At 55.7% G+C, this 24136-nt stretch carries 16 protein-coding genes; 9 read left to right on the plus strand and 7 right to left on the minus strand.

The window, feature by feature from the left end:
• Positions 1–63 precede the first annotated feature (63 nt).
• The 5 genes from EDF73_RS02960 to EDF73_RS02980 all read right to left on the minus strand — a co-directional run bounded on the left by EDF73_RS02960 (position 64) and on the right by EDF73_RS02980 (position 5855).
• Positions 64–1707 (minus strand): multidrug ABC transporter permease/ATP-binding protein, encoded by a 1644-nt coding sequence (locus EDF73_RS02960; RefSeq protein ID WP_132725555.1) that lies wholly within the window; start codon positions 1705–1707, stop codon positions 64–66.
• A gap of 83 nt (positions 1708–1790) precedes the next feature.
• Positions 1791–2444 (minus strand): DNA oxidative demethylase AlkB, encoded by a 654-nt coding sequence (gene alkB / locus EDF73_RS02965; protein WP_132725558.1) that lies wholly within the window; start codon positions 2442–2444, stop codon positions 1791–1793.
• Positions 2444–3508, minus strand: coding sequence for a bifunctional DNA-binding transcriptional regulator/O6-methylguanine-DNA methyltransferase Ada (gene ada / locus EDF73_RS02970; protein ID WP_132725560.1), 1065 nt, complete (start codon positions 3506–3508; stop codon positions 2444–2446). Before ada ends, alkB begins: the two co-directional genes overlap by 1 nt.
• Positions 3509–3580: 72 nt before the next feature.
• Complete coding sequence (apbE, locus tag EDF73_RS02975) at positions 3581–4633, minus strand: FAD:protein FMN transferase ApbE (protein ID WP_132725562.1); 1053 nt, start codon at positions 4631–4633, stop codon at positions 3581–3583.
• Between the two features lie 103 nt (positions 4634–4736).
• Positions 4737–5855, minus strand: a complete 1119-nt coding sequence (locus EDF73_RS02980; protein WP_132725565.1) for a porin OmpC — start codon at positions 5853–5855, stop codon at positions 4737–4739.
• Positions 5856–6627: 772 nt separating this feature from the next.
• Here EDF73_RS02980 and rcsD point away from each other — a divergent pair.
• Together rcsD and rcsB are read left to right on the plus strand one after the other, a co-directional pair.
• Entirely contained in the window at positions 6628–9285 is a 2658-nt protein-coding gene (rcsD, locus tag EDF73_RS02985) for a phosphotransferase RcsD (RefSeq protein ID WP_132725567.1), read from the plus strand.
• Positions 9286–9301: 16 nt separating this feature from the next.
• A complete protein-coding gene (gene rcsB / locus EDF73_RS02990; RefSeq protein ID WP_132725569.1) occupies positions 9302–9952 on the plus strand; it encodes a response regulator transcription factor RcsB in 651 nt (216 codons plus the stop codon).
• Positions 9953–10044: 92 nt separating this feature from the next.
• On the opposite strand, the gene rcsC is transcribed toward rcsB, so the two are convergent.
• Positions 10045–12891, minus strand: coding sequence for a two-component system sensor histidine kinase RcsC (rcsC, locus tag EDF73_RS02995; protein ID WP_132725572.1), 2847 nt, complete (start codon positions 12889–12891; stop codon positions 10045–10047).
• A gap of 171 nt (positions 12892–13062) precedes the next feature.
• Between rcsC and atoS the strand changes: the two genes are divergently transcribed.
• The 6 genes from atoS (at position 13063) to EDF73_RS03025 (ending at position 20324) form a co-directional block, all read left to right on the plus strand.
• A complete protein-coding gene (atoS, locus tag EDF73_RS03000; protein WP_132725574.1) occupies positions 13063–14901 on the plus strand; it encodes a two-component system sensor histidine kinase AtoS in 1839 nt (612 codons plus the stop codon).
• Entirely contained in the window at positions 14898–16283 is a 1386-nt protein-coding gene (gene atoC / locus EDF73_RS03005; RefSeq protein WP_132725576.1) for an acetoacetate metabolism transcriptional regulator AtoC, read from the plus strand. Before atoS ends, atoC begins: the two co-directional genes overlap by 4 nt.
• A 196-nt stretch (positions 16284–16479) precedes the next feature.
• Complete coding sequence (atoD, locus tag EDF73_RS03010) at positions 16480–17139, plus strand: acetate CoA-transferase subunit alpha (RefSeq protein ID WP_132725579.1); 660 nt, start codon at positions 16480–16482, stop codon at positions 17137–17139.
• Between the two features lie 2 nt (positions 17140–17141).
• Positions 17142–17792, plus strand: a complete 651-nt coding sequence (locus EDF73_RS03015) for a 3-oxoacid CoA-transferase subunit B (protein ID WP_132725581.1) — start codon at positions 17142–17144, stop codon at positions 17790–17792.
• On the plus strand, positions 17789–19111 hold the full coding sequence (locus EDF73_RS03020; protein ID WP_132725584.1) for a TIGR00366 family protein: 1323 nt from the start codon (positions 17789–17791) through the stop codon (positions 19109–19111). The genes EDF73_RS03015 and EDF73_RS03020 overlap by 4 nt, the downstream gene beginning before the upstream one ends.
• 28 nt (positions 19112–19139) lie before the next feature.
• Positions 19140–20324, plus strand: a complete 1185-nt coding sequence (locus EDF73_RS03025) for an acetyl-CoA C-acetyltransferase (RefSeq protein ID WP_132725586.1) — start codon at positions 19140–19142, stop codon at positions 20322–20324.
• Between the two features lie 48 nt (positions 20325–20372).
• Here the strand turns inward: EDF73_RS03025 and gyrA are convergent, their stop codons facing one another.
• A complete protein-coding gene (gene gyrA, locus EDF73_RS03030) occupies positions 20373–23012 on the minus strand; it encodes a DNA topoisomerase (ATP-hydrolyzing) subunit A (protein WP_132725588.1) in 2640 nt (879 codons plus the stop codon).
• 260 nt (positions 23013–23272) lie between these two features.
• Between gyrA and ubiG the strand changes: the two genes are divergently transcribed.
• Positions 23273–24001, plus strand: a complete 729-nt coding sequence (gene ubiG, locus EDF73_RS03035) for a bifunctional 2-polyprenyl-6-hydroxyphenol methylase/3-demethylubiquinol 3-O-methyltransferase UbiG (RefSeq protein ID WP_132725589.1) — start codon at positions 23273–23275, stop codon at positions 23999–24001.
• Positions 24002–24136: the final 135 nt, after the last annotated feature.

The following is a 24136-nucleotide window of genomic DNA, read 5'->3' on the forward strand; positions in this document are numbered from 1 at the left end:
GGCGAGTTCAGACGGCGGAAAAATCACCAGCCGCGCCTCCCGTCGACCAGGAGGCGCGAAGTATCAGGCCGTGCGTGCTACCGCATCACGGCTGGCCAGCTCGCGCTCTTCCCCGATCAGCTCCGTCAGCTGACCGCTGCGCATCTCCAGCAGGCGATCGGCATGCTGGAAGTAGTGATCGTCGTGGCTGATGGCGAAAACGGTTTTGCCCATCTGCTGCATCAGCGGCAACAGCACCTGATAAAACTCGCGGCGGAAGTGCGGGTCCTGGTCCGCAGCCCACTCATCGAGCAGGACGATATCCCGTTCCTCAGCCAGCGCCAGCAGCAGCGCTACACGCTTCTTCTGTCCCTTCGACAGTTTCAGATCGACAATTCTGCCGTTATCCAGCTGCAGCTTATGCGTCATTTTCAGATAATCCATCCACCGGTCAACCAGCGCCGGATCGGCCGTTTTGCCGCCGGGCCCCAGCAGCTGGTCAAACAGCCAGACGTCGGTGAACACCGCCGAGAAAAGCTTGCGGTAATCCTCCGGCTTGTCCACCGCCAGCGCCTGACCATCCACGAGGATCTGCCCGGAGGCCGGCTGGTACAGCCCGGTCAGCAACATCGCCAGCGTCGATTTTCCGCTGCCGTTACCGCCAATTAAAAAGACCAGCTCGCCGCGCTGCAGGGTCAGGTTAATCGGCCCCACCGCGAAAGTATTATCCGGATACTGGAAGCAGACATCGCGCAGTTCCAGGCTTTGCCAGTGGGGATGCGCATCCGGCGACGGGAAGTCGGCGCGATAGGGCGCCAGCGAAAACCGATGCAGCTTATTGAAGGCCACCTGCGCGCTCAGCAGCGTCGGCAGCGCGCCAACCGCCGAGAGCAGCGGCGTGCGCAGGAACAGCAGGGTCAGCGAGTAGGTCGCCGCCACGGCGGTGTTGGCCCAGCCGAGACCGTTCGCCATCCAGAACACCAGCCCGATAGCGCCGAGCATCATGATATTCGACCAGTTCACCGCGCTGAGGTGGAAGGTGTCGGCGCGAATAATATGGTGACGATATTCGCGGGCATCCGGCAGATAGAGCTGGTTAAACACGTATTCGGCGCGTTCCCGGTTGAGGGTCAGCTCCTTGCGCCCTTCCAGCACCGTCTGATAGTCCTGGTACAGCCGATCCTCGGTTTCCCGCAGCGTCGCCATATGCTTATAGACGCGGGCGACCAGCACAAACCCGCCCCAGATAGTGAGCGCCATCCACAGCGCGGTGACCAGCATCATTTTTCCCGACAGCCAGGCCAGATAGGCGGCGGAGCCAAAGGTCAGGATAATCCCCTGCACCAGCTCCGGCAGGCGAACGAAAGCGATGGTGATATTACGCACGTCGCTGGTTAACCCGGCGAGCAGCGAGGCGCTGCCGATCTTCTCGACCTGTTCGATGGGGGTATCGAGGATACGCTTAATAAATTCGCCGCGCAGACGAAAAACGAAATGGTGCCCGAGAGTGGTCAGCGCCAGCTGGGAACCGAGCGTCACCACCATCAACAGCAGCAATAACCCGAGAAACTCCGGCAGCACCGTCAGCGACGTATCGACCACGGTCATCAGGCGCAGATTAATAAAAGCAATTAGCCCGATACCCAGCGCCGCGCTGAGCAGGCTCAGGGCGATGACGGAAATAAACGGCCAGCGATACTGGCGCCATACAAGAAGGAGGAGTTCCATAAACACGCAATCCGGACAAGCAAAACAGCCAGCAGTTTAAACTGCTCGCCGATGACAGCAAGAATAATTCTTATTTTTGTTCTTTAATTACCCGCATTACCTGCGAGGCGGAAAGTGAGGTTGTAACGACAGGCGCCGGTCTGCGGATGGTCCCCCTCTTTCAGCGGCTGAACGCCGTGATACACCAGGCGTGACTCCCCGCCCCAGACCACCACATCGCCGTGCTCCAGCAACACGCGCTGCAGGGGATCGCTACGCTGCAGCCCGCCAAACTGAAAGACCGCGGGCAGTCCCAGGGATACCGAAACGATAGGCGCCCGCAGATCGCGTTCATCTTTATCCTGATGCAGCGAAAGCTTCGCGCCCGGCGAGTAGCGGTTAAGCAAACAGGCATCGGGCGTAAAACCCGGGTAGCCGCAGGCGAGCGCCGCCTCCGCCGCCAGTTCGCGAAATATCGCCGGCATCGCCGGCCAGCGCTGGCCGGTGAGCGGATCGTCAGGGGCATACAGGTAGCCGTGCATATCGGTGGTCCAGCCCAGGCTGCCGCAGTTGGTCATCGCCACCGACATGGTATAGCCGCCGGGCGTCACCATCTGACGAAACGGCGAACGTCCGGCCACCCGATCTATCGCCTGCAGTAAAGCCGGGGCGCGCTGATGCGCGAAGCGCCGCAGAATCGTCGCTCCCGGAGCCAGCGGCTCCTGCCAGGGCGGGGTATCGGCGAATAAATCAAGCATCACTTCTCCTCGTTCTGCGCTTCGCGCGCCAGCAGCTGCGCTTTGCGCGCCGTTCCCCAGCGGTAGCCAGAGAGCGCTCCGCCCTCACGCACCACCCGGTGACAAGGGATGACGATCGCCAGCTTATTCGCCGCACAGGCGCCGGCGACGGCCCTGACCGCACGCGGCTGGCCGATGCTCTGCGCGACCTGACGATAGCTGCGGGTTTCCCCGGCGGGAATCTGCCGCAACGCCTGCCAGACGCGCTGCTGGAAGGCGGTGCCGCGAATGTCCAGCGGCAGGTTGACCGCGTGTCGGTGATCGTCCAGATGAGCGAAAATTTGCGCCACCCGCTGATGAAATAGCCCATCGCCGGGCATCAGCCGCGCGTTGGGGAACAGGCGGCGTAGCTCATTGAGCAGCGACGGATCATCTTCCCCAGGCAACACCGCGCAGACCCCGCGTTCACTCTCCGCCACCAGGCAGCGGCCGACCGCACAGTCGCCGAAGGCATAGACAATATCGATATCCTCACCGCCGCGGCGAAACTGCCGCGCGGTCATGCCCAGCGCGGCATCCGCCTGACGGTAATAGCTACTGCCCCCGGGGAAGCCGGCGGCCATCACCGCGGGAGTGACCTTTTCGCCCTGCCCCAGCGCATCGCGTAAACGCCGCGCGCGCCACGCCTGCTGCCAGGCCTTTGGCGTCATCCCGGTAACGGATTTGAATAAACGATGGAAATGGTAGGGGCTGATCGCCAGCTCTTCAGCCAACGCAGCCAGGGTAACGGGCGATTCCTGCTCCAGCAGGCGACAGGCCCTGGCCACTTTGTCTATCTTTTGCTGATGCGGGGCGTTTTTATCCGGCTGGCAGCGCTTGCAGGGGCGAAAACCTGCGGCAGTGGCAGCCTCAACGGTGGGGTAAAAACGCACGTTCTCCCGCAGCGCCCGCCGCGAACGGCAGGACGGGCGGCAGCAAATACCGGTAGTCAGTACGGCAAAGACGAACTGACCATCGGCGCGGACATCACGTTCGCAAACCGCCTGCCAGCGGCGGTCATCGGTATCAGCAATAATCGGTTTCATAGCGGGCTCCTGCTTTAAGTGTATCGCCAGTCTGGCCCGGCGCCCGATGAAAAAAACCCGCAATCTTGCTGTTTAATTTTTTTCGCCGACCAGGAAAGTGCGGAACTGCGGCGACATCCAGGTTTTAAACCCGTCGCCCTCTTTAATAATCATATACACCGCCAGGCCTTGTTCGCGCACGACGTCCTGCGCTTTTTGCGGCCCGAGCACCATCAGCCCGGTATCCCAGCCATCCGCTTCCAGCGCCGTTGGCGCAATCACCGTAACCGAGACCAGCTTATGATCAATCGGCCGGCCGGTTTGCGGGTCGATCACGTGCGAGATCCGCTTCCCATCCAGTTCATAGTAATTGCGGTAGCTGCCGGAAGTGCTGATCCCATGACCGTTGATATCCACTATTGCCTGAACGACGTTTTCACGATCGGTCGGTTTCTGAATAGCCACCCGCCACGGTTGCCCGTCGGCGTTCATCCCCCGGCTGACCAACGCCCCGCCGACCGAGACCAGATAGCGGGAAATCCCCTCCTGCTCCATCAGGCGCGCCAGATGATCGGCGGCATAACCCTCGCCGACGGTGGAGAGATCGACAAACAGATCCGCAATATCTTTCTGCAGATACTGGCGATCCGCGTGGTTAATGACCGTCAGATGCTGCAATCCGCTACGCGCTTTCGCGGCGGCGATCTGCGCCGGATCCGGCGTTTTCACCGGCTGCTTATCCGGGCCGAAGCCCCAGAGATTAACCAGCGGACCCACCGTAATATCCATCGCGCCATCGGTTTTGGCGCCGATGCGCAGCGACATTGAGACGATATCGGCCATCGCCTCGCTCACCGGCCATGGCCCGGTGGTAGCGGCATGGTTAAACTGCATCAATGCCGAATCGTTTTTCCAGGTGGAAAGCAGGCGATCGTCGGCATCGAGCTGTGCCTGTACCTTCTGTCGCAGCGCCTGGGCTTTGCTTTCATCCACGCCAATCACGCTGACCCGCCAGAATGTGCCCATCGTCTTGCCGTCCAGCACGGTAGCGGCACTCTTTGGCATGCCAGGAGAAGTGGCTGCATCGCAGCCGGAAAGGAGTACGCAGATGGCAAACAGCGCGGTACGAAAAAAAGTGATATCCATAAAATTGGGTTCCTCTTGCTAAGCCAGCAAGGTTACACCAGACAGTTTAAACGAGGCATAAAAAAAGGCGCCAGAGGCGCCTTTTTTCGAGACTTCAGCGTGCTTAGAACTGGTAAACCAGGCCCAGAGCAACGATGTCGTCGGTAGAGATACCGGCACGACGGGTGAAATCATTGTCGTCCAGCAGGTTGATTTTGTAGTCAACATAGGTGGACATGTTTTTGTTGAAGTAGTAGGTCGCGCCTACGTCAACATATTTCAGGATATCCTGGTCGCCGAAACCTTCGATGTCCTTACCTTTAGACTGCAGGTAAGCCACGGACGGACGCAGGCCGAAATCAAACTGGTACTGAGCAACCACTTCGAAGTTCTGCGCTTTATTAGCGAAACCGCTGATGGAATCAGACTCACCGCTACCGCTGAAACGGGTCGCATTGTAAGTTTGAGTATACTGAGTCGCCAGATAGATGTTGTTCGCGTCGTATTTCAGACCGCCGGTGTAGGTTTCAGCGTTATCACCACGACCTTTGGACAGATTGTTCTGATCGCCAGTACGTTTAGAAGTTGAGTAAGCGAAACCAGCGCTGATGCCGTCCCAGATGTCATAGGTCAGAGAGGTACCGAAACCGTCGCCGTTCTGTTTCAGAGCGCCACGACCGTTGTTGGTCGGGGAGGTGCCTTCGCCGCTGACGCTGCCGTTTTTACCCTGGTACTGCAGAGCAAAGTTCAGGCCGTCAACCAGACCGAAGAAGTCAGAGTTACGATAGGTTGCAACGCCGTTAGCACGGGATTGCATGAAGTTGTCAGCACCGTAGGTGTCGCCGCCGAATTCCGGCAGAACGTCGGTCCAGGAAGTTACGTCGTAAACAACGCCGTAGTTACGACCGTAGTCGAAAGAGCCCGCGTCGCCGAATTTCAGACCAGCAAACGCCAGACGGGTCCATGCCTGATCGCTGGAGCTCTCAGTGTTGTTCGCCTGAACGTTGTATTCCCACTGGCCGTAACCGGTCAGCTGGTCGTTGATCTGAGTTTCGCCTTTCACGCCGATACGCATGTAGGTCTGGTCGCCGTCAGCGCCCTTATCATCAGAGAAATAGTGCAGACCGTCGATTTTACCGTAGAGGTCTAATTTGTTGCCGTCTTTGTTATAAATTTCAGCCGCATTTGCTGCGCCTGCTACCAGCAGAGCCGGTACCAGGAGGGACAGTACTTTAACTTTCATGTTATTAACCCTCTGTTTGTTATATGCCTTTTATTATTGCCACTGCTTACTGATTACCCTTCTAATCAGTCGGCTATATTCATTGTGCTGTAAAATGCAGAATAATCCAACAAGAATATGATACGAAAACTTCTAAGGTGTTTCAAAATGCGCACAAGATGTTTCAATTTGTAAACGCAGGGGAACTTTTTCCCACCAATGGGAATCAAGAAAATAAGCACCAATAATCAAGAAAATAATTTTTCTCAAACAACATCATGAAGTTACACCCAGCTACATCTATAGCACTGAATGACAAAACAAAATCTCCCCCGCCGACTAGAATAACCCTCGCTATCATCATTAACTTTATTTATTACCGTCATTCAGTTCTGAATGTCTGTTTACCCCTATTTGAGCCGGATGCTTCGCATTCGGTTTTTTTTTACCCTTCTTTACACAACTTTAATTCCCTCTGTTCGGCGCGCGAAAAAAATAACGTTTATTAATCAAACACCTCACCATTGAGCACATCCTTATTCCGGTAATTTCTTGTTATTTAGTGCTATTCACAAAAATAAATCGGTAAATAATTGTACAAAATTCACCGGGCTGTACACCTTCTCCGCACTCACTTCTTTAAGATAAATCTCAGGATTAAAAAAATTGCAGAACGGCAATCTGTAGTATGGATTTGATAAATTAGCCTTTATACTGCTTACAGTATTCACTCTGCTGCCAGCTATCTGGCGCAACGTCCTGCTTACACACTGATGAGTCGCTCCGTCACACGATGACCCAAAAAAAATTTTCCCTGATGCCAGGCAGCATCACCCGCTTCTTCATTTTAATGGTCATCGTCCTGCTGGCGACGATGGGTGTCATGATTCAAAGCGCGGTCAATACCTGGCTGAAAGATAAAAGTTATCAGGTCATCGACGTGAGCCACGCGCTGCATAAACGCATCGATGCCTGGCGCTACGCGACCTGGCAAATTTATGACAATATTGCCGCCACCTCTTCCAGCACCGCCGGCGATGGCTTACAAGAAACGCGATTGAAACAAGATGTCTACTACCTGGAAAAGCCGCGGCGGAAAACCGAAGCGCTGATTTTTGGTTCTCATGACAGCTCGACGCTGGAAATGACGCAAAAAATCTCCAGCTACCTCGACATTCTGTGGGGCGCGGAAACCATCCCCTGGTCGATGTACTATCTGAACGGCCTCGATAACAGCCTGATCCTGGTTTCGACGCTGCCGCTGAAAGATCTGTCATCAAGTTTTAAAGAGTCGACGATCGCCAGCGTCGTAGAGTCCCGCCGTGCGGAAATGCTGTTGCAGGCCAACACCCTGGATGAGCGCGAAACCTTTTCGTCGCTGCGCCACCTCTCCTGGCAAAACGGGCACTATTTCACCCTGCGCACCACGTTTAACCAACCGGGCCATCTGGCGACCGTTGTCGCCTTCGATCTGCCGATTAACGACCTGATACCGCCAGGTATGTCGCTGGATAATTTTCGGATTGAACCCGACCCGGCGCAAAGCGCGGCCACCAGCCCGGATAAAGAAACCGCTGATAACGTCAACGTCGACTTTAACGGCGCGCGAATCGAGATCACCACCAACATCAGTACCAGCGGAATGCGCCTGATCTGGGTCGTTCCATTCAGCACATTGCTGATGCAATCCCTGCAGAGCGTTCTTCTGCCGCTGCTGCTGATCGTCGGCTTGCTGGCATTGACCCTGTTCGGGTTTACGACATTTCGCCACTACAGCGGCCGCAGCCGTCAGAGCGGCACCGGCGTCTCTTCCGCCGCCAACGGTGAATTACGCACCCTGCGCGCCATTAATGAAGAGATCGTATCGCTGTTGCCGCTGGGGCTGCTGGTCCACGATCAGGAAGCCAACCGGACGCTTATCAGCAACCCGATTGCCGACCATCTTCTGCCGCATCTGAACCTGCAGAACATCACCAATATGGCGGATCAGCATCAGGGGGTCATTCAGGCCACCATCAATAACGAGCTGTATGAAATTCGTCAGTATCGTAGCCAGGTAGCGCCGCGGACGCAGATTTTCATTATTCGCGATCAGGACCGGGAGGTGCTGGTCAGTAAAAAGCTGAAGCAGGCGCAGCGGCTGTATGAAAAAAACCAGCACGGTCGCGCCGCGTTTATGCAGCATATCGGAAGCGCGTTGAAGCAACCGGCGCAGACGCTGGCGGAAGAAGCCGCGGCGCTTGGTATCGCCGAGAGCCGTAAGCTGGCGCAGCATGCCGATCGGCTGGTACAGCTGGTGGATGAAATTCAGCTCGCCAACCTGCTGGAGAACGATTGCTGGAAAAGTAGCCCCGGGCTGTTCTCCATCCAGGAGCTGATCGATGAAGTGGTGCCAGAGGTGCTGCCGCTCATCAAACGTAAAGGCCTGCAGCTACTGATTAACAACGCGCTACCGGCGAGTGAACAACGCTATGGCGATCGCGATGCCCTGCGCCGCACCCTGCTGCTGTTAATTCAATATTCGGTGACCACGACGCAAATCGGTAAAATCACCCTCGAAGTGAGTAAAGACGAGTCGGCAGACGATCGCCTGACCTTCCGTATTCTGGACACCGGCAACGGCGTATCCGGCAACGAAATCGACAATATGCACTTCCCGTTCCTCAACGAGACTCAGTCAGACCTGTATGGTAAGGCTAACGCCCTCACCTTCTGGCTCTGCGATCGCCTGACGCGTAAGCTTGGCGGCCAGATGAATATCAAAGCGCGCGAGTCGCTGGGCACCCGCTATTCACTGCATCTCAAAATGCCGGCCAGTGGCGAAGAGCACGAGGCTGGCGAGCATCTGCTGGATGATGTCGTGGCGATGCTGGATATTACCGCCAATGAAGTGCGACGGATCGTCGTGCGCCAGCTTGAAAGCTGGGGGGCAAGCTGCATCACCCCGGACGAAAGGCTGACAAATCAAGAATACGATCTCTTTTTAACGGATAATCCGTCTAATCTTACTGCTTCAGGCTTGCTTTTAAGCGATGATGAGGTTGGGATACGCAAAATTGGCCCAGGCCAGCTGCGTGTCAATTTTAATATCAGCGCAGCCATGCAGGAAGCGATTCTGCAACTGATTGAGCAGCAGCTGGCGCAGGAAGAGGTTCAGCCCGCCTCTCCAGGCAGCGAAAGTAATGCCGAGCTCCACGCCAGCGGCTATTACGCACTGTTTGCCGATACGGTTCCGGATGATGTTCAGAGGCTGTATACTGAACTGGCCACAAGCGATTTAGCTGCGTTGGCGCAGACAGCGCACCGCCTTAAAGGGGCGTTTGCTATGCTTAATCTGACACCCGGCAAACAGTTATGTGAAACGCTTGAGCATCTGATTCGCGAAAAAGATGCGCAAGGCATAGAAAAATATATCAGCGACATTGACGTTTACGTCAAGAGCTTGCTGTAGCAAGGTAGCCTAATACATGAACACTATGAACGTAATTATTGCCGATGACCATCCGATCGTACTGTTCGGTATTCGTAAATCACTCGAGCAAATCGAGTGGGTAAACGTCGTTGGCGAATTTGAAGACTCCACGGCCCTGATCAACAATCTGCCTAAATTAGACGCACACGTTCTGATTACCGACCTGTCGATGCCCGGCGACAAATATGGCGACGGGATCACCTTGATCAAATACATCAAGCGCCATTTCCCGGATCTGTCGATCATCGTTCTGACAATGAACAACAACCCGGCGATTCTCAGCGCGGTGCTGGATCTGGATATCGAAGGGATCGTGCTGAAACAGGGCGCGCCGACCGATCTGCCAAAAGCGCTGGCCGCGCTGCAGAAAGGCAAAAAATTCACCCCGGAAAGCGTCTCACGCCTGCTGGAAAAAATCAGCGCCAGTGGCTACGGCGATAAACGCCTGTCGCCAAAAGAGAGCGAAGTGCTGCGCCTGTTCGCCGAAGGTTTCCTGGTGACGGAGATTGCCAAAAAGCTCAACCGCAGCATTAAAACCATCAGTAGCCAGAAGAAATCGGCGATGATGAAACTGGGCGTGGAAAACGATATCGCCCTGCTGAACTACCTTTCTTCCGTTTCTCTGAGCGCCAGCGACAAAGAGTAACGTTCCCGCCCGGACGACGGCGCCCCGCGCCCGATCCTGGCCAGAAGAGATCCCGGACGAGCGCGCCCCGCGCCGCCGGGAAATTCCCCGGTCTATTCCCTGCTCTTGCGCACCCGCGCGGCATACAGCGCCAGGGTTTGTTTAAGGATATCCAGGGTCACCGGTTTCGACAGACAGCTATCCATTCCGGATTCCAGGCAGCGCTGTTTCTCTTCGGCCAGCGCGTTGGCGGTCACTCCGATAACCGGTAGCGTCATCTCCAGCTGGCGGATACGCTGCGTCAGACGATAGCCGTCCATGTTTGGCATGTTGACATCGCTCAACACGATATCGATATGCTGTTTACTCAGCACGCCCAGCGCATCGACCCCATCGTTGGCGGTTACGCACTGGTATCCCAGCGAACCAAGCTGGTCAGCCAGCAGCCGGCGGTTGATCGGATGGTCGTCTACCACCAGGATCATCATGTCATCATTATTGGCGAGCTGCGTTTCCGGCGCCGACAGCGCAGGCCCATGCTCGGGGCTCGTCACGGCAATACTGAAGATGCGTCCCAGCAGCGGCAACAGCTCATGCGGCGTGGTCACGCTATGGATCCATTCACCCGGCGCGCGCTCCAGCGGGATACCAATATGGCGGCGGCAGAAAATCACCGCCGCACCGCCCTGCCAGCGCGCATCCGGCTCATCATCGGTCAGCAAAATATCATCCGCCCCCGACGGCTGCCCGTCATAGACATGCGCCTGGAGGCCGTGGTGTCTGAGTAGCGACGTAATAAACAACGCCAGCGACGTATTGTGTATCGCCAGCCAGCAGCATTTTTCCGCCAGCCCTTCCGCTATCAGCGGCGAGCGGTTTTGCACCCCATATAGCGGGATACGAATGGTGAAACGGCTGCCCATCCCCGGTTCGGTTTCGACGGCAATATCGCCATCCATCATGCTGATCAGCTTTTCGCAGATCGCCAGCCCCAGGCCGGTCCCCTGGAAATTACGCTGTACGCCGGTCCCGACCTGGAAGAAAGGATCAAACAGGCGCACCACCTCTTTCGCCGGGATCCCTTCCCCGGTATCACGCACGCTAATTTGCAGATAATCCCCGGCACACTGGACATGCAGAATAATACAGCCGGTGTCGGTAAATTTGATGGCGTTACTGAGCAGGTTAGAAATGACCTGCTGCAGGCGCATCGGATCGCCGGACATCAGCTGCGGGACGTCGGGCTCTATAAAGCAGTACAGTCCCAGCTGTTTACGCACCACCAGCGGCAGATAGTTGGCAGAGATATGGTTCATCACCTCGCGGGGAGAAAACTCACCGGGTTCAATTTTCAGCTGCTCGGACTCAATTTTCGAGAAGTCGAGGATATCGCTGATGATCTTCAGCAGCAGGCTGGAAGAGTTATTCATCGCCGTTACCAGCCTGTCGACGCCCTTCGGTAACTCTTTGGTTTGCAGGAGATCGAGGTTACCGATAATCCCGTACAGCGGCGTGCGTAATTCATGGCTGACGGTGGCGAGGAACATCGATTTCGACTGGCTGGCCTGCTCCGCGGCCTGCGCCATTTCCTGCAATGACTCTTCCATTTTGACGCGCGCGCTGACGTCCACCAGCACGCAAATAGCGACGTTTTCGTTGCGATAGCGCGAATGCACAAAGCTGATTTGCAGGTTGGTGTTGTTGCTGGTCAACACATCCACAAAGTTAACCTGCTGGCCGCAGATTATCTGCGTTAGCCGCTGTCGGTCCTCATGGGTCAACATGTTGAGGTAGTTATGCGCCAGCTCATTGCTCAGGATATTGGTGCCATCGAGCGTGCGCAGAATGCAAATGCCGACCGGCGCCGACGCGACGATTTTACGATTGAACTGCTCATGCTCCTCCAGCCGCTGGGCGTCGTTTTCCGCCGGGATAAAGATCCGCCGTTCATACATCCGCGCCAGAGCGAACAGAATCACCCCGGTCAGGATATTGAGGATAATCGCGTTGATGATCAGCATCCGGATACGTTCGAGCACCTGATCGACCGACACCGAATAGACAATGCTCAATGACGACGGCGGCAGGCTCTTCTTCAGCGCCAGCTCGCGAAAACCGGCGGTGTAGCCAAACCAGACCCGCTCCTGCATCCACCGGGCTTCACTCTTAATTTTGTTATCCGCCCCGGCAAGCGAAATTAACGGCTGCCCGTTGTCGTCGAGAATGGTGACGCTCATCGGCAGACTGCCCGGCGTGAAGAAGCTCTCCATCCGGATCGTTTGCTCAATGCCCAACATCGCCTGCAGACGGTTTGCCATATACACCGGCGTCAGCGCGTAAAAATACCCCACTCCCGGGCGCACGCCCTGGCTTATCCAGAACAGATTGCTGCCGCGCTCGTTTTGCGGCGCATCGCGATACTGTTCGATGCGCTGGTGCAGAACCTTCAGCGCCTGATCGCGCTCGAGCGGCATTTCGCGCAGGCCAAAGTTGGCCATACACAGATTATCGCTCCCGATCAAAAAGATGCGGTTCAGATCATAGGCGGCGGAAAAATTATCGCGCCAGTAGCGCATAAACCACGCCAGCGACTGCAAAGAATTGTGCCAGGTGGTGACCATGGTTCCACAATCCGAATCGGGATACAGCGGTTCGAAATCGGGCACGGCGATGCTGCCATTCGGCACAGACGAAGCCGCGCTCTCACCGCCGCTGAGCGGCCGGTTACCGGCGACGTATTTCAACTCTTTAATAACGTCTGCGGTCCGCTGGATATAGCGCTGCGCCTGATCGGCATTGAGGTTAAATTCCTGACGGATTTCCGACTCTCTATCATGCAGGGCATTGACGATATAAAACACGGAGACGAAAGCGATCAGCATCCAGAGCAGTACCGCCAGCGCCCGGAACAGGTAGCGTGAAACCTTTAGCGTGGTATGAAAAGAGGCAAGATATTTCAATGTGGCGATACTCGGCCGTCAGGGACTCAACAGAATGGGGTTAAGGTAGCGGTAAATGACCGACGTCGCAATGCTCTCTCTTTACGGGAATATGATACACCGCCGAGAAACCTGCGGCCTCCCCCTCGATAATAGGCGTTTGCCTGAAAAACATTCAACATGGACATCAGCATGCGCTATCTAAAAGGGATAATACGCCGGATCTATCCCCGGCGTTTGCGAAACCAAATGATTCTGATGGCTATACTGATGGTTTGCATACCGATAATCGCTATTGGTTATATCGTAGAAACAGAGGGCCGTTCAGCAGTCTTATCTGAAAAAGAGAAAAAACTCTCAGCCGTCGTTAACCTGCTGAATACTGCTCTGGCCGATCGCTTTAATCACTATAGCCATTTACCCCGTGATGAACGCATCCGGGCTCTTAATCATGAGCTAGGTCCCATTACCGAACGTATTACTGATGCCTTCCCCGGTATCGGCGCAGGGTATTACAATAAGGCGCTGGATGCCATTATCACGTATGCTCCCGCACAACTTTTTCAGGACACCGTCGGCATCACCATTACAGCAGAGCATCCTGGCCGTAGGGTCATGAACACCAACGCTCCGCTGGTATTTTCTGGCAAGCAGGTTCGCGGCGATATTCTCAACTCCATGATTCCAATCGAACGGCATGGTGAAGTCATCGGCTATATCTGGGCCAATGAGCTGACAGAAGATATTCGCCAACAGGCATGGAAGATGGACGTCCGGATTATTGCAGTCCTGGCGGTGGGATTGATGAGTAGCCTGCTGCTGATTGTCCTCTTTTCACGGCGATTCAGTGCCAACATTGATATTATCACCGACAGTCTCTCCACCCTTGCGCAGAATAACCCTACGCGATTACCCAATCTGCCAGGCGAACTGGGACAAATTAGCCGTAGCGTAAATGCGTTGGCGCAAACGCTACGCGAGACCAAAACCCTTAACGATCTGATCATAGAAAACGCCGCCGACGGGGTTATCGCCATCGACAGACAGGGCGATGTCACGACGATCAATCCCGCAGCAGAACAGATTACCGGCTATAAGCAGCATGAACTGGTCGGGCAACCGTATGCCACTCTGTTTACCGATCCGCATTTCCGTAGCCCCGTTCTCGACACGCTGGCGCACGGCATTGAGCATCTCGCTCAGGAGGTCAGTTTTCCGGCGCGCGACCGCACTATTGAACTTAGCGTGACGACCAGCCGAATCCACAACGCGCGGGGCGAGTTGATCGGCGCGCTGGTTATTTTTTCTGATTTGACAGCCCGTAAAGAGGCGCAGCGCCGGCTGACCCAAACGGAGAGGCTCGCCACCCTGGGCGAATTAATGGCCGGCGTGGCTCATGAAGTCCGGAACCCGCTGACGGCAATCCGTGGCTACGTGCAAATCATCCTCCAGCAAACTCCCCTGCCCGTGCATCAAGAATATTTATCTATCGTGCTCAATGAAATTGATTCAATCAATAAGGTCATCCAGCAGCTGCTGGATTTCTCCCGGCCCCGGCAAAGCCAATGGCAAAAAATCCATCTGAACGCCCTGATTGAAGAGGCGTTGATTCTGGTACAAACCTCCGGCGTGCAGGCCAGAATCACCTTCGTTACGCAATTTGACGCCAACCAACCCGCGATCGTCGCGGATCGTGAATTGCTTAAGCAGGTACTCCTCAATCTGTTGATTAATGCGGTACAGGCAATAGGGGCACGAGGGGAAATTCGCATTCGAACGTGGCAATACACGCCAACACAGCTGGCGGTCGCGATTAAGGATGATGGTTGCGGTATTGATCTCGCACTGCAAAAAAAGATATTTGACCCCTTTTTCACGACCAAAGCCTCAGGTACCGGTCTTGGGCTGGCGCTGAGCCAGCGGATCATCAATGCACATCAAGGAGATATCCGCGTTACCAGCACGCCAGGATGCGGTACAACCTTCACCCTTATTTTACCGCTCAATCCCCGGGAGAACCCGCGCGTATGAAATCCACCTACCGTATTCTCATCGTTGATGACGAAGAGAACGTTCGCCGAATGTTGACTACGGCATTTTCCTTACAGGGACACGAAACGCACTCCGTTAGTAATGGCCAGGACGCGCTACGAACCTTTGCACAAACGCAGCCAGATGTGGTGTTGATGGATATTCGGATGCCGGAAATGGACGGTATCGCGGCGCTGAAAGCCATGCGGGCGATGGAGCCAGGGATCCCCATCATTTTGATGACCGCCTATGCGGAAGTGGAGACGGCAGTAGAAGCCTTACGCAGCGGGGCATTCGATTATGTGATCAAACCTTTCGATCTTGACGAACTAACCTTAGTGATTCAACGAGCGCTACAGCTTCAGGCGATGAAGCAAGAGATCCGCAGCCTGCATAAGGCGCTGAGCACCAGCTGGCAGTGGGGGCATATTCTGACGAACAGCCCGGCAATGATGGATATCTGCAAAGACACGGCCAAAATCGCCCTCTCGCAGGCCAGCGTACTGGTTAGCGGCGAAAGCGGGACCGGGAAAGAGCTGATCGCCCGCGCGATTCACTATAATTCCCGCCGCTCAAACGGCCCGTTTATCAAGATTAACTGCGCCGCTTTACCGGAATCATTACTGGAAAGCGAGCTCTTTGGTCATGAAAAAGGCGCTTTTACCGGCGCGCAGACCCTACGTCAGGGACTGTTTGAACGAGCGCATCGGGGAACGCTGTTACTCGATGAGATTGGCGAAATGCCGCCGATCCTCCAGGCTAAACTACTGCGCATTCTGCAGGAAAGAGAATTTGAGCGCATTGGCGGACATCAAACCATTAAGGTCGATATTCGCATTATCGCCGCCACCAACCGGGATCTACAGGCGATGGTGAAAGAAGGCCATTTTCGCGAAGACCTGTTTTACCGCCTGAATGTGATTCATCTGATGCTGCCGCCGCTAAGAGAGCGGCGAGAAGATATCGCCCTGCTGGCCAACCATTTTCTGCAGAAATTCAGTTCGGAAAATCAGCGCGATATCATTGAGATTGACCCGGCGGCGCTCTCGCTGCTCGCCACCTGGCCATGGCCGGGCAATATCCGCGAGCTATCCAACGTCATTGAACGCGCGGTGGTGATGAGCACCGGCGCGGTCATTTTCGCCGAAGACTTACCCGCTCAGTTCCGTCATCCCATCAGCACGACGACGGAAATGAAGCCGGCGCAGGCGGGAGAACGAAATCTGAAAGAGGAGATCAAGCGTGAAGAGAAACGGATCATTCTTGAGGTGCTCGAACAGCAGGAGGGAAATCGCACCCGCACCGCATTAATGCTGGGTATCAGCCGACGTGCCTTGATGTATAAACTGCAGGAGTACGATATCGACCCGGCGGGTATCTAATACCAAAATCTGCTATGCAGGATTTTGCACAGTGCGCAAAATCCTGCATAGTTTCCGCCGTCACCATCGACAAAAAAAGCCAAAATAAACCTTTAAATTCAATCAATTAATAAAAACCACTTCAAATTCCAACTCTGGCACCCCGCTTGCTATCCCCTTGGTGTACCCAACACGGAGTATGCAAAAGGGAAACACAATGAAAAATAAACTGATTACCTTACAGGACGCCTCTGGCTTCTTTCGTGACGGCATGACCATTATGGTTGGCGGCTTTATGGGGGTTGGCACCCCGCCCCGCCTTGTCGCGGCGTTACTTGAATCCGGCGTCAGAGATCTCACCCTCATTGCCAACGATACTGCATTCGTTGATACCGGCATTGGTCCACTGATCGTCAATGGCCGGGTTAGCAAAGTTATCGCTTCCCATATTGGCACCAATCCCGAAACGGGTCGCCGCATGATTGCCGAAGAGATGGAGGTTCAGCTGGTTCCGCAAGGTACCCTGATTGAACAAATCCGCTGCGGCGGCGCAGGCCTCGGCGGCTTTTTGACGGCAACCGGCGTCGGTACCGTCGTAGAGGAGGGTAAGCAGACCCTCACTCTTGACGGCAAAACCTGGCTCCTGGAACGCCCTTTACGTGCGGATCTGGCGCTTATCCGCGCCCATCAAGCCGACTCATCTGGCAACCTCACCTACCGACTCAGCGCCCGCAATTTCAACCCGCTTATTGCTCTCGCAGCCGACATTGCGCTGGCTGAACCCGATGAACTGGTCGACACCGGCGCGCTCCAACCTGACCAGATCGTGACCCCTGGCGCCGTTATCGACCATATCCTCATGCCGCAGGAGAAATAATCATGGATGCTAAACAACGTATCGCGCGCCGCGTGGCGCAAGAACTTCGCGATGGCGACATCGTTAACCTCGGCATTGGCCTGCCAACAATGGTGGCAAACTTCCTGCCGAACGACATTCACATCACACTGCAATCCGAGAACGGTTTTCTGGGTCTGGGGCCGGTGACCACAGTCCATCCCGATCTGGTAAACGCAGGCGGGCAACCCTGCGGGATTTTGCCCGGCGCAGCGATGTTCGACAGCGCGATGTCCTTCTCGCTAATTCGCGGCGGTCATGTTGATGCCTGCGTTCTTGGCGGACTGCAGGTAGATGAGCAGGCTAACCTCGCCAACTGGGTGGTCCCCGGCAAAATGGTGCCCGGTATGGGCGGCGCAATGGATCTGGTTACCGGCGCACGCAAAGTCATTATCGCAATGGAACATTGCGCCAAAGATGGTTCGGCGAAGATTCTGCGCCAATGTACGATGCCGCTTACCGCACAACATGCGGTGCACATGCTGGTGACCGAGCTTGCGGTGTTCCGCTTTATTGACGGCAAGATGTGGCTCACCGAAATCGTCGAAGGATGCGACCTCGACACCCTGCACGCAAAAACCGAAGCGCATTTCGCCATCGCCGCGGACCTGCTAATACAACGAGGTGACGCATGATTGGCCGTATCTCGCGTTTTATGACGCGTATCGTCAGCCGCTGGCTTCCCGATCCTCTGATCTTTGCCATGCTGTTAACTCTGCTGACCTTTGCCATTGCGCTCTGGCTCACGCCGCAAACGCCAGTCAGCATGGTGAAACTATGGGGCGACGGTTTCTGGAATCTGCTGGCTTTCGGTATGCAAATGGCGCTGATTATTGTCACAGGTCATGCCCTGGCAAGCTCAGGACCGGTAAAAAGCCTGCTGCGTACCGCCGCCTCAGCAGCCAAAACGCCGGCCCAGGGCGTGATGCTGGTCACCTTCTTTGGCTCGGTCGCCTGCGTAATCAACTGGGGCTTCGGCCTGGTGGTCGGGGCGATGTTTGCCCGCGAAGTCGCTCGTCGGGTGCCCGGTTCCGACTATCCGCTACTGATTGCCTGCGCCTATATCGGGTTTCTCACCTGGGGCGGCGGCTTCTCTGGATCCATGCCTCTGCTGGCGGCCACGCCGGGCAACCCGGTCGAACATATCGCCGGATTAATCCCGGTCGGCGATACCCTGTTCACCAGATTCAACATCTTTATCACGCTCGGACTGATCGTGGTGATGCCATTCATTACCCGGATGATGACGCCAAAACCGTCGGACGTGGTCAGTATCGATCCGGCATTGCTGCTGGAAGAGGCCGATTTTCAGAAGAAATTGCCGGCTGATGCCCCACCATCGGAACGGCTGGAGGAGAGCCGTATCCTGGCATTGATCGTTGGCGCGCTGGGCATTGCTTACCTCGCACTCTATTTCGCTGAGAAGGGATTTAACATCACCATCAATACCGTCAATCTGATGTTTATGATTGCCGGCCTGCTGCTGCACAAGACGCCGATGGCTTATATGCGCGCCATCAGCGCCGCGGCACGTAGTACCGCCGGAATTCTGGTGCAGTTTCCCTTTTATGCCGGGATCCAACTGATGATGGAACATTCCGGTCTCGGCGGCCTTATCACGGAATTCTTCATTAACGTTGCCAATAAAGACACCTTCCCGGTAATGACCTTCTTTAGCTCTGCGCTGATTAACTTTGCCGTTCCCTCGGGCGGCGGCCACTGGGTAATCCAGGGACCGTTCGTTATGCCTGCGGCCCAGGCGCTAGGGGCCGATCTCGGTAAATCGGTGATGGCAATCGCCTACGGCGAACAGTGGATGAACATGGCGCAACCGTTCTGGGCGCTACCTGCGCTGGCCATTGCCGGACTGGGGGTACGCGACATTATGGGGTACTGCATCACCGCCCTGCTCTTCTCCGGCGTCATTTTTGTCATTGGTTTGACCTTGTTCTGACGGCAACCCTCACTTTAAGGAACAGAAGATGAAAAATTGTGTCATCGTCAGTGCGGCACGTACCGCCATCGGCAGCTTTAATGGCGCGCTAGCAACCACCAGCGCGATAGATCTTGGAGCAATCGTGATTAAAGCCGTTCTCGAACGCGCCCAGCTCGATCCACTGCGGGTTGATGAAGTCATTATGGGGAACGTGCTGCAGGCCGGGCTTGGACAAAACCCGGCGCGCCAGGCTCTGTTGAAAAGCGGTCTCGCCGAAACGGTCTGCGGTTTTACCGTGAACAAGGTTTGCGGCTCCGGTCTTAAAAGCGTCGCGCTTGCTGCCCAGGCGATTCAGGCTGGACAGGCGCAGGCGATAGTGGCGGGCGGTATGGAGAACATGAGCCTGGCGCCGTACCTGCTGGGCGCGAAAGCCCGCTGGGGCTATCGTCTCGGCGACGGAGAGCTATCCGACGTTATTCTCCGCGACGGCCTGATCTGCGCTACGCACGGCTATCATATGGGCATCACTGCCGAAAATGTCGCCCGGGAGTACGGCATCAGCCGGGAGATGCAGGATGAACTTTCACTGCAATCGCAGCTTAAGGCGATCACGGCTATCAAGAATGGTGCATTTCAGGCGGAAATCGTCCCCGTCAACGTGGTATCGCGCAAGAAAACCGTTGTTTTTGACCGCGATGAATTCCCCAAAGCCGACTCCACGACGGAAGGTCTCGCCGCGTTGCGCCCGGCCTTCGATAAAGCAGGTACCGTAACCGCCGGTAACGCCTCAGGGATCAACGACGGTGCGGCGGCCCTGGTAGTGATGGAGGAAGCGGCGGCGCTGGCGGCGGGGCTTAAACCCCTTGCCCGTATCAAAGCCTATGCCAGCGGCGGTGTCGCTCCGGCGCTGATGGGCATGGGGCCGGTTCCCGCCACGCAAAAGGCGCTGCAACAGTGCGGACTACAGCTTTCTGATATCGATCTGATTGAAGCCAATGAGGCATTTGCGGCACAGTTCCTTGCCGTCGGGAAAACGCTCGGCTTTGATCGGCAGAAAGTGAACGTCAACGGCGGGGCTATCGCGCTTGGGCACCCTATTGGCGCCAGCGGCGCGCGAATCCTGGTGACGCTGCTGCATGCCCTCTCTGCGCGGGATAAAACGCTCGGGCTGGCAACGCTGTGTATTGGCGGCGGCCAGGGAATTGCCATGATTGTCGAAAGAATGAATTAAAAAAAGGCCGGGGTATCCCCCCGGCCCTCTTCGCACAGCTACCGCAGATTATTCTTCATCTTCGGCGATGTCATCATCGGCATCAGCGTCGGTTTCCGGCGCGATATCATCATCGCCTTCCGCAACGCTGCCATCGATGGCATCCAGCTCTTCGTCATCAACCGGCTCAGCCACGCGCTGCAGACCCACGACGTTTTCGTCTTCCGCAGTACGAATCAGAATAACGCCCTGAGTGTTACGACCGACGATGCTAACTTCCGATACGCGAGTACGCACCAGGGTGCCAGCATCGGTGATCATCATGATCTGATCGCAATCATCAACCTGCACCGCACCGACCACGGAACCATTACGTTCGGTGACCTTGATGGAGATAACGCCCTGGGTCGCACGAGACTTGGTCGGATACTCTTCCGCCGCCGTACGTTTACCGTAACCATTCTGCGTAACGGTCAGGATCGCCCCTTCGCCGCGCGGAATAATCAGCGAGACCACTTTATCTTCACCGGCCAGCTTAATACCGCGAACGCCGGTTGCCGTACGGCCCATCGCGCGGACCGCGCTCTCTTTAAAGCGCACCACTTTGCCGGCCGCGGAGAACAGCATCGCTTCGTCGTTACCGTTAGTCAGGTCAACGCCAATCAGTTCATCGCCTTCATTCAGGTTAACGGCAATAATACCGGCTGAACGCGGACGGCTGAACTCGGTCAGCGCGGTTTTCTTCACGGTACCGCTGGCGGTCGCCATAAAGACGTTCACGCCCTCTTCGTACTCGCGTACCGGCAGAATGGCGGTGATACGTTCGTTGGCTTCCAGCGGCAGCAGGTTGACGATTGGACGCCCGCGCGCCCCACGGCTGGCTTCCGGCAGCTGATAGACCTTCATCCAGTACAGGCGACCACGGCTCGAGAAGCAGAGGATCGTGTCATGGGTATTGGCCACCAGCAGGCGGTCGATAAAGTCTTCTTCTTTAATACGGGCGGCTGATTTACCTTTGCCACCGCGGCGCTGCGCCTCATAGTCGGTCAGCGGCTGATACTTCACATAGCCCTGGTGAGACAGGGTGACCACCACATCTTCCTGGTTGATCAGATCTTCGATGTTGATATCCGCGGTGTTGGCGGTGATTTCGGTACGACGCTGATCGCCGAACTGCTCGCGCATGGCTTCCAGCTCTTCGCGAATCACTTCCATCAGACGATCGGCGCTGCCGAGGATATGCAGCAGCTCAGCAATCTGTTCCAGCAGCTCTTTATATTCGTCGAGCAGTTTTTCGTGCTCAAGGCCGGTTAGTTTCTGCAAACGCAGATCCAGAATCGCCTGCGCCTGCTGTTCGGTCAGATAGTATTGACCGTCGCGCACGCCGAACTCTGGCTCCAGCCACTCCGGACGCGCAGCATCATCACCGGCGCGTTCCAGCATCGCCGCCACGTTACCCAGATCCCATGGGCGAGCAATCAGGCCGGCTTTGGCTTCCGCAGGCGTTGGCGCACGGCGGATAAGCTCGATGATCGGATCGATGTTGGCCAGCGCAATCGCCAGCGCTTCCAGGATATGCGCACGATCGCGAGCTTTACGCAGTTCGAAAATGGTACGACGCGTCACCACTTCACGACGGTGGCGCACGAACGCTGAAAGGATATCTTTCAGGTTCATGATTTTCGGCTGACCATGGTGCAACGCAACCATGTTAATGCCGAAGGAGACCTGCAGCTGCGTCTGGGAATAGAGGTTGTTGAGAACCACTTCACCCACCGCATCGCGCTTCACTTCAATCACGATGCGCATCCCGTCTTTATCAGACTCGTCACGCAGCGCGCTGATACCTTCAACGCGTTTGTCTTTCACCAGCTCGGCAATTTTCTCAATCAGGCGCGCTTTGTTCACCTGATACGGAATTTCGTGCACGATGATGGTTTCACGACCCGTTTTGGCATCGGTTTCCACCTCAGCGCGGGCGCGGATATAAATTTTACCGCGACCGGTACGGTAAGCTTCCTCAATACCACGACGACCATTAATAATGGCGGCGGTCGGGAAGTCCGGCCCCGGGATGTGTTCCATCAGCCCTTCGACGGAGATATCTTCATCGTCGATATAGGCCAGGCAGCCGTTGATCACTTCCGTCAGGTTGTGTGGCGGAATGTTGGTCGCCATCCCGACTGCGATACCGGACGAACCGTTTACCAGCAGGTTAGGGATTTTGGTCGGCATGACGTCAGGGATGCGCTCCGTACCGTCATAGTTATCAACGAAATCAACCGTCTCTTTTTCCAGGTCGGCCATCAGCTCGTGGGCGATTTTCGACATACGGATTTCCGTATAACGCATCGCTGCGGCGGAGTCGCCATCGACAGAACCGAAGTTACCCTGGCCATCGACCAGCATATAACGCAAGGAGAATGGCTGCGCCATACGGACAATGGTGTCATAAACGGCGGTATCACCATGAGGGTGGTATTTACCGATGACGTCACCAACGACACGGGCGGATTTTTTATAGGCTTTGTTCCAGTCATTGCCCAATACGTTCATGGCGTAAAGTACGCGACGGTGTACCGGTTTCAGGCCATCTCGGACATCCGGCAGCGCACGGCCAACAATGACCGACATCGCATAATCCAGATACGAGCTCTTAAGCTCTTCCTCAATGTTGACCGGTGTAATTTCTCTCGCAAGGTCGCTCATCTAACCGCTATCCCTCTACTGTATCCCGGATTCAAAGGTCGCAAATTATAACACAGCCACGGTGATACGGGTAAACCTATACCCAATGAATTTCGCGCTGCGTCAGGCCGGCAAATGCCGGAGTCCTGCTGAGCTGACTTTAGTCAGTGATTCCCGGGCTAATGAACGGGCGCGGCGAAAGGCGATGGGTATATACGGTTTATTCATGGCGGCCAACTGATATACTCGCCGGTCTGAACAGAAAAGGAGTAAGAGCGCCCATGAATGCCGAAAAACAGCCGGTGGCCCACAACGTTGATCACCATGAAATCGCTAAATTTGAAGCCGTCGCCTCGCGCTGGTGGGATTTAGAGGGCGAGTTCAAACCATTACATCGCATCAACCCGCTGCGTCTTGGCTATATTGCCGAGCGTTCCGGCGGTCTGTTTGGCAAGAAGGTGCTCGATGTCGGCTGCGGCGGCGGCATCCTGGCAGAAAGTATGGCGCGCGAAGGTGCGACGGTGACCGGGCTCGACATGGGCTTTGAACCGCTGCAGGTGGCAAAGCTCCACGCGCTGGAAAGCGGCGTACAGGTGGAATACGTCCAGGAGACGGTAGAAGAACACGCGGCGAAGCACGCGCAGCAGTACGATGTGGTGACCTGTATGGAGATGCTCGAGCACGTTCCCGACCCGCAATCGGTGGTGCATGCCTGCGCGCGGCTGGTGAAGCCCGGCGGCCAGGTGTTCTTTTCCACCATTAATCGTAACGGGAAAGCGTGGCTGATGGCGGTCGTCGGCGCAGAGTACGTGATGAAAATGGTGCCGAAGGGCACCCATGACGTGAAGAAGTTTATTAAGCCGTCAGAGCTGATCGGCTGGGTTGATCAGACTAATCTGAAAGAGCAGCATATTACCGGTCTGCATTACAATCCGTTGACCAATACTTTCAAGCTGGCGCCCGGCGTTGATGTTAACTATATGTTGCATACAACCGCGAAAAACGCATAACGTCAGCAGTTTTTCATATGACGATCCGGTGATGATTGCGCGGCATCAAGCCGCGTAATTTTTACATCCGTTGAAGAAATCAGCACTCGATCAAATTTTCATTTTTATTTTCCAGTTTATTGACATCTTCGCCAG

Source organism: Klebsiella sp. BIGb0138 (assembly GCF_004342285.1).
Taxonomy (GTDB): Bacteria; Pseudomonadota; Gammaproteobacteria; order Enterobacterales; family Enterobacteriaceae; genus Klebsiella.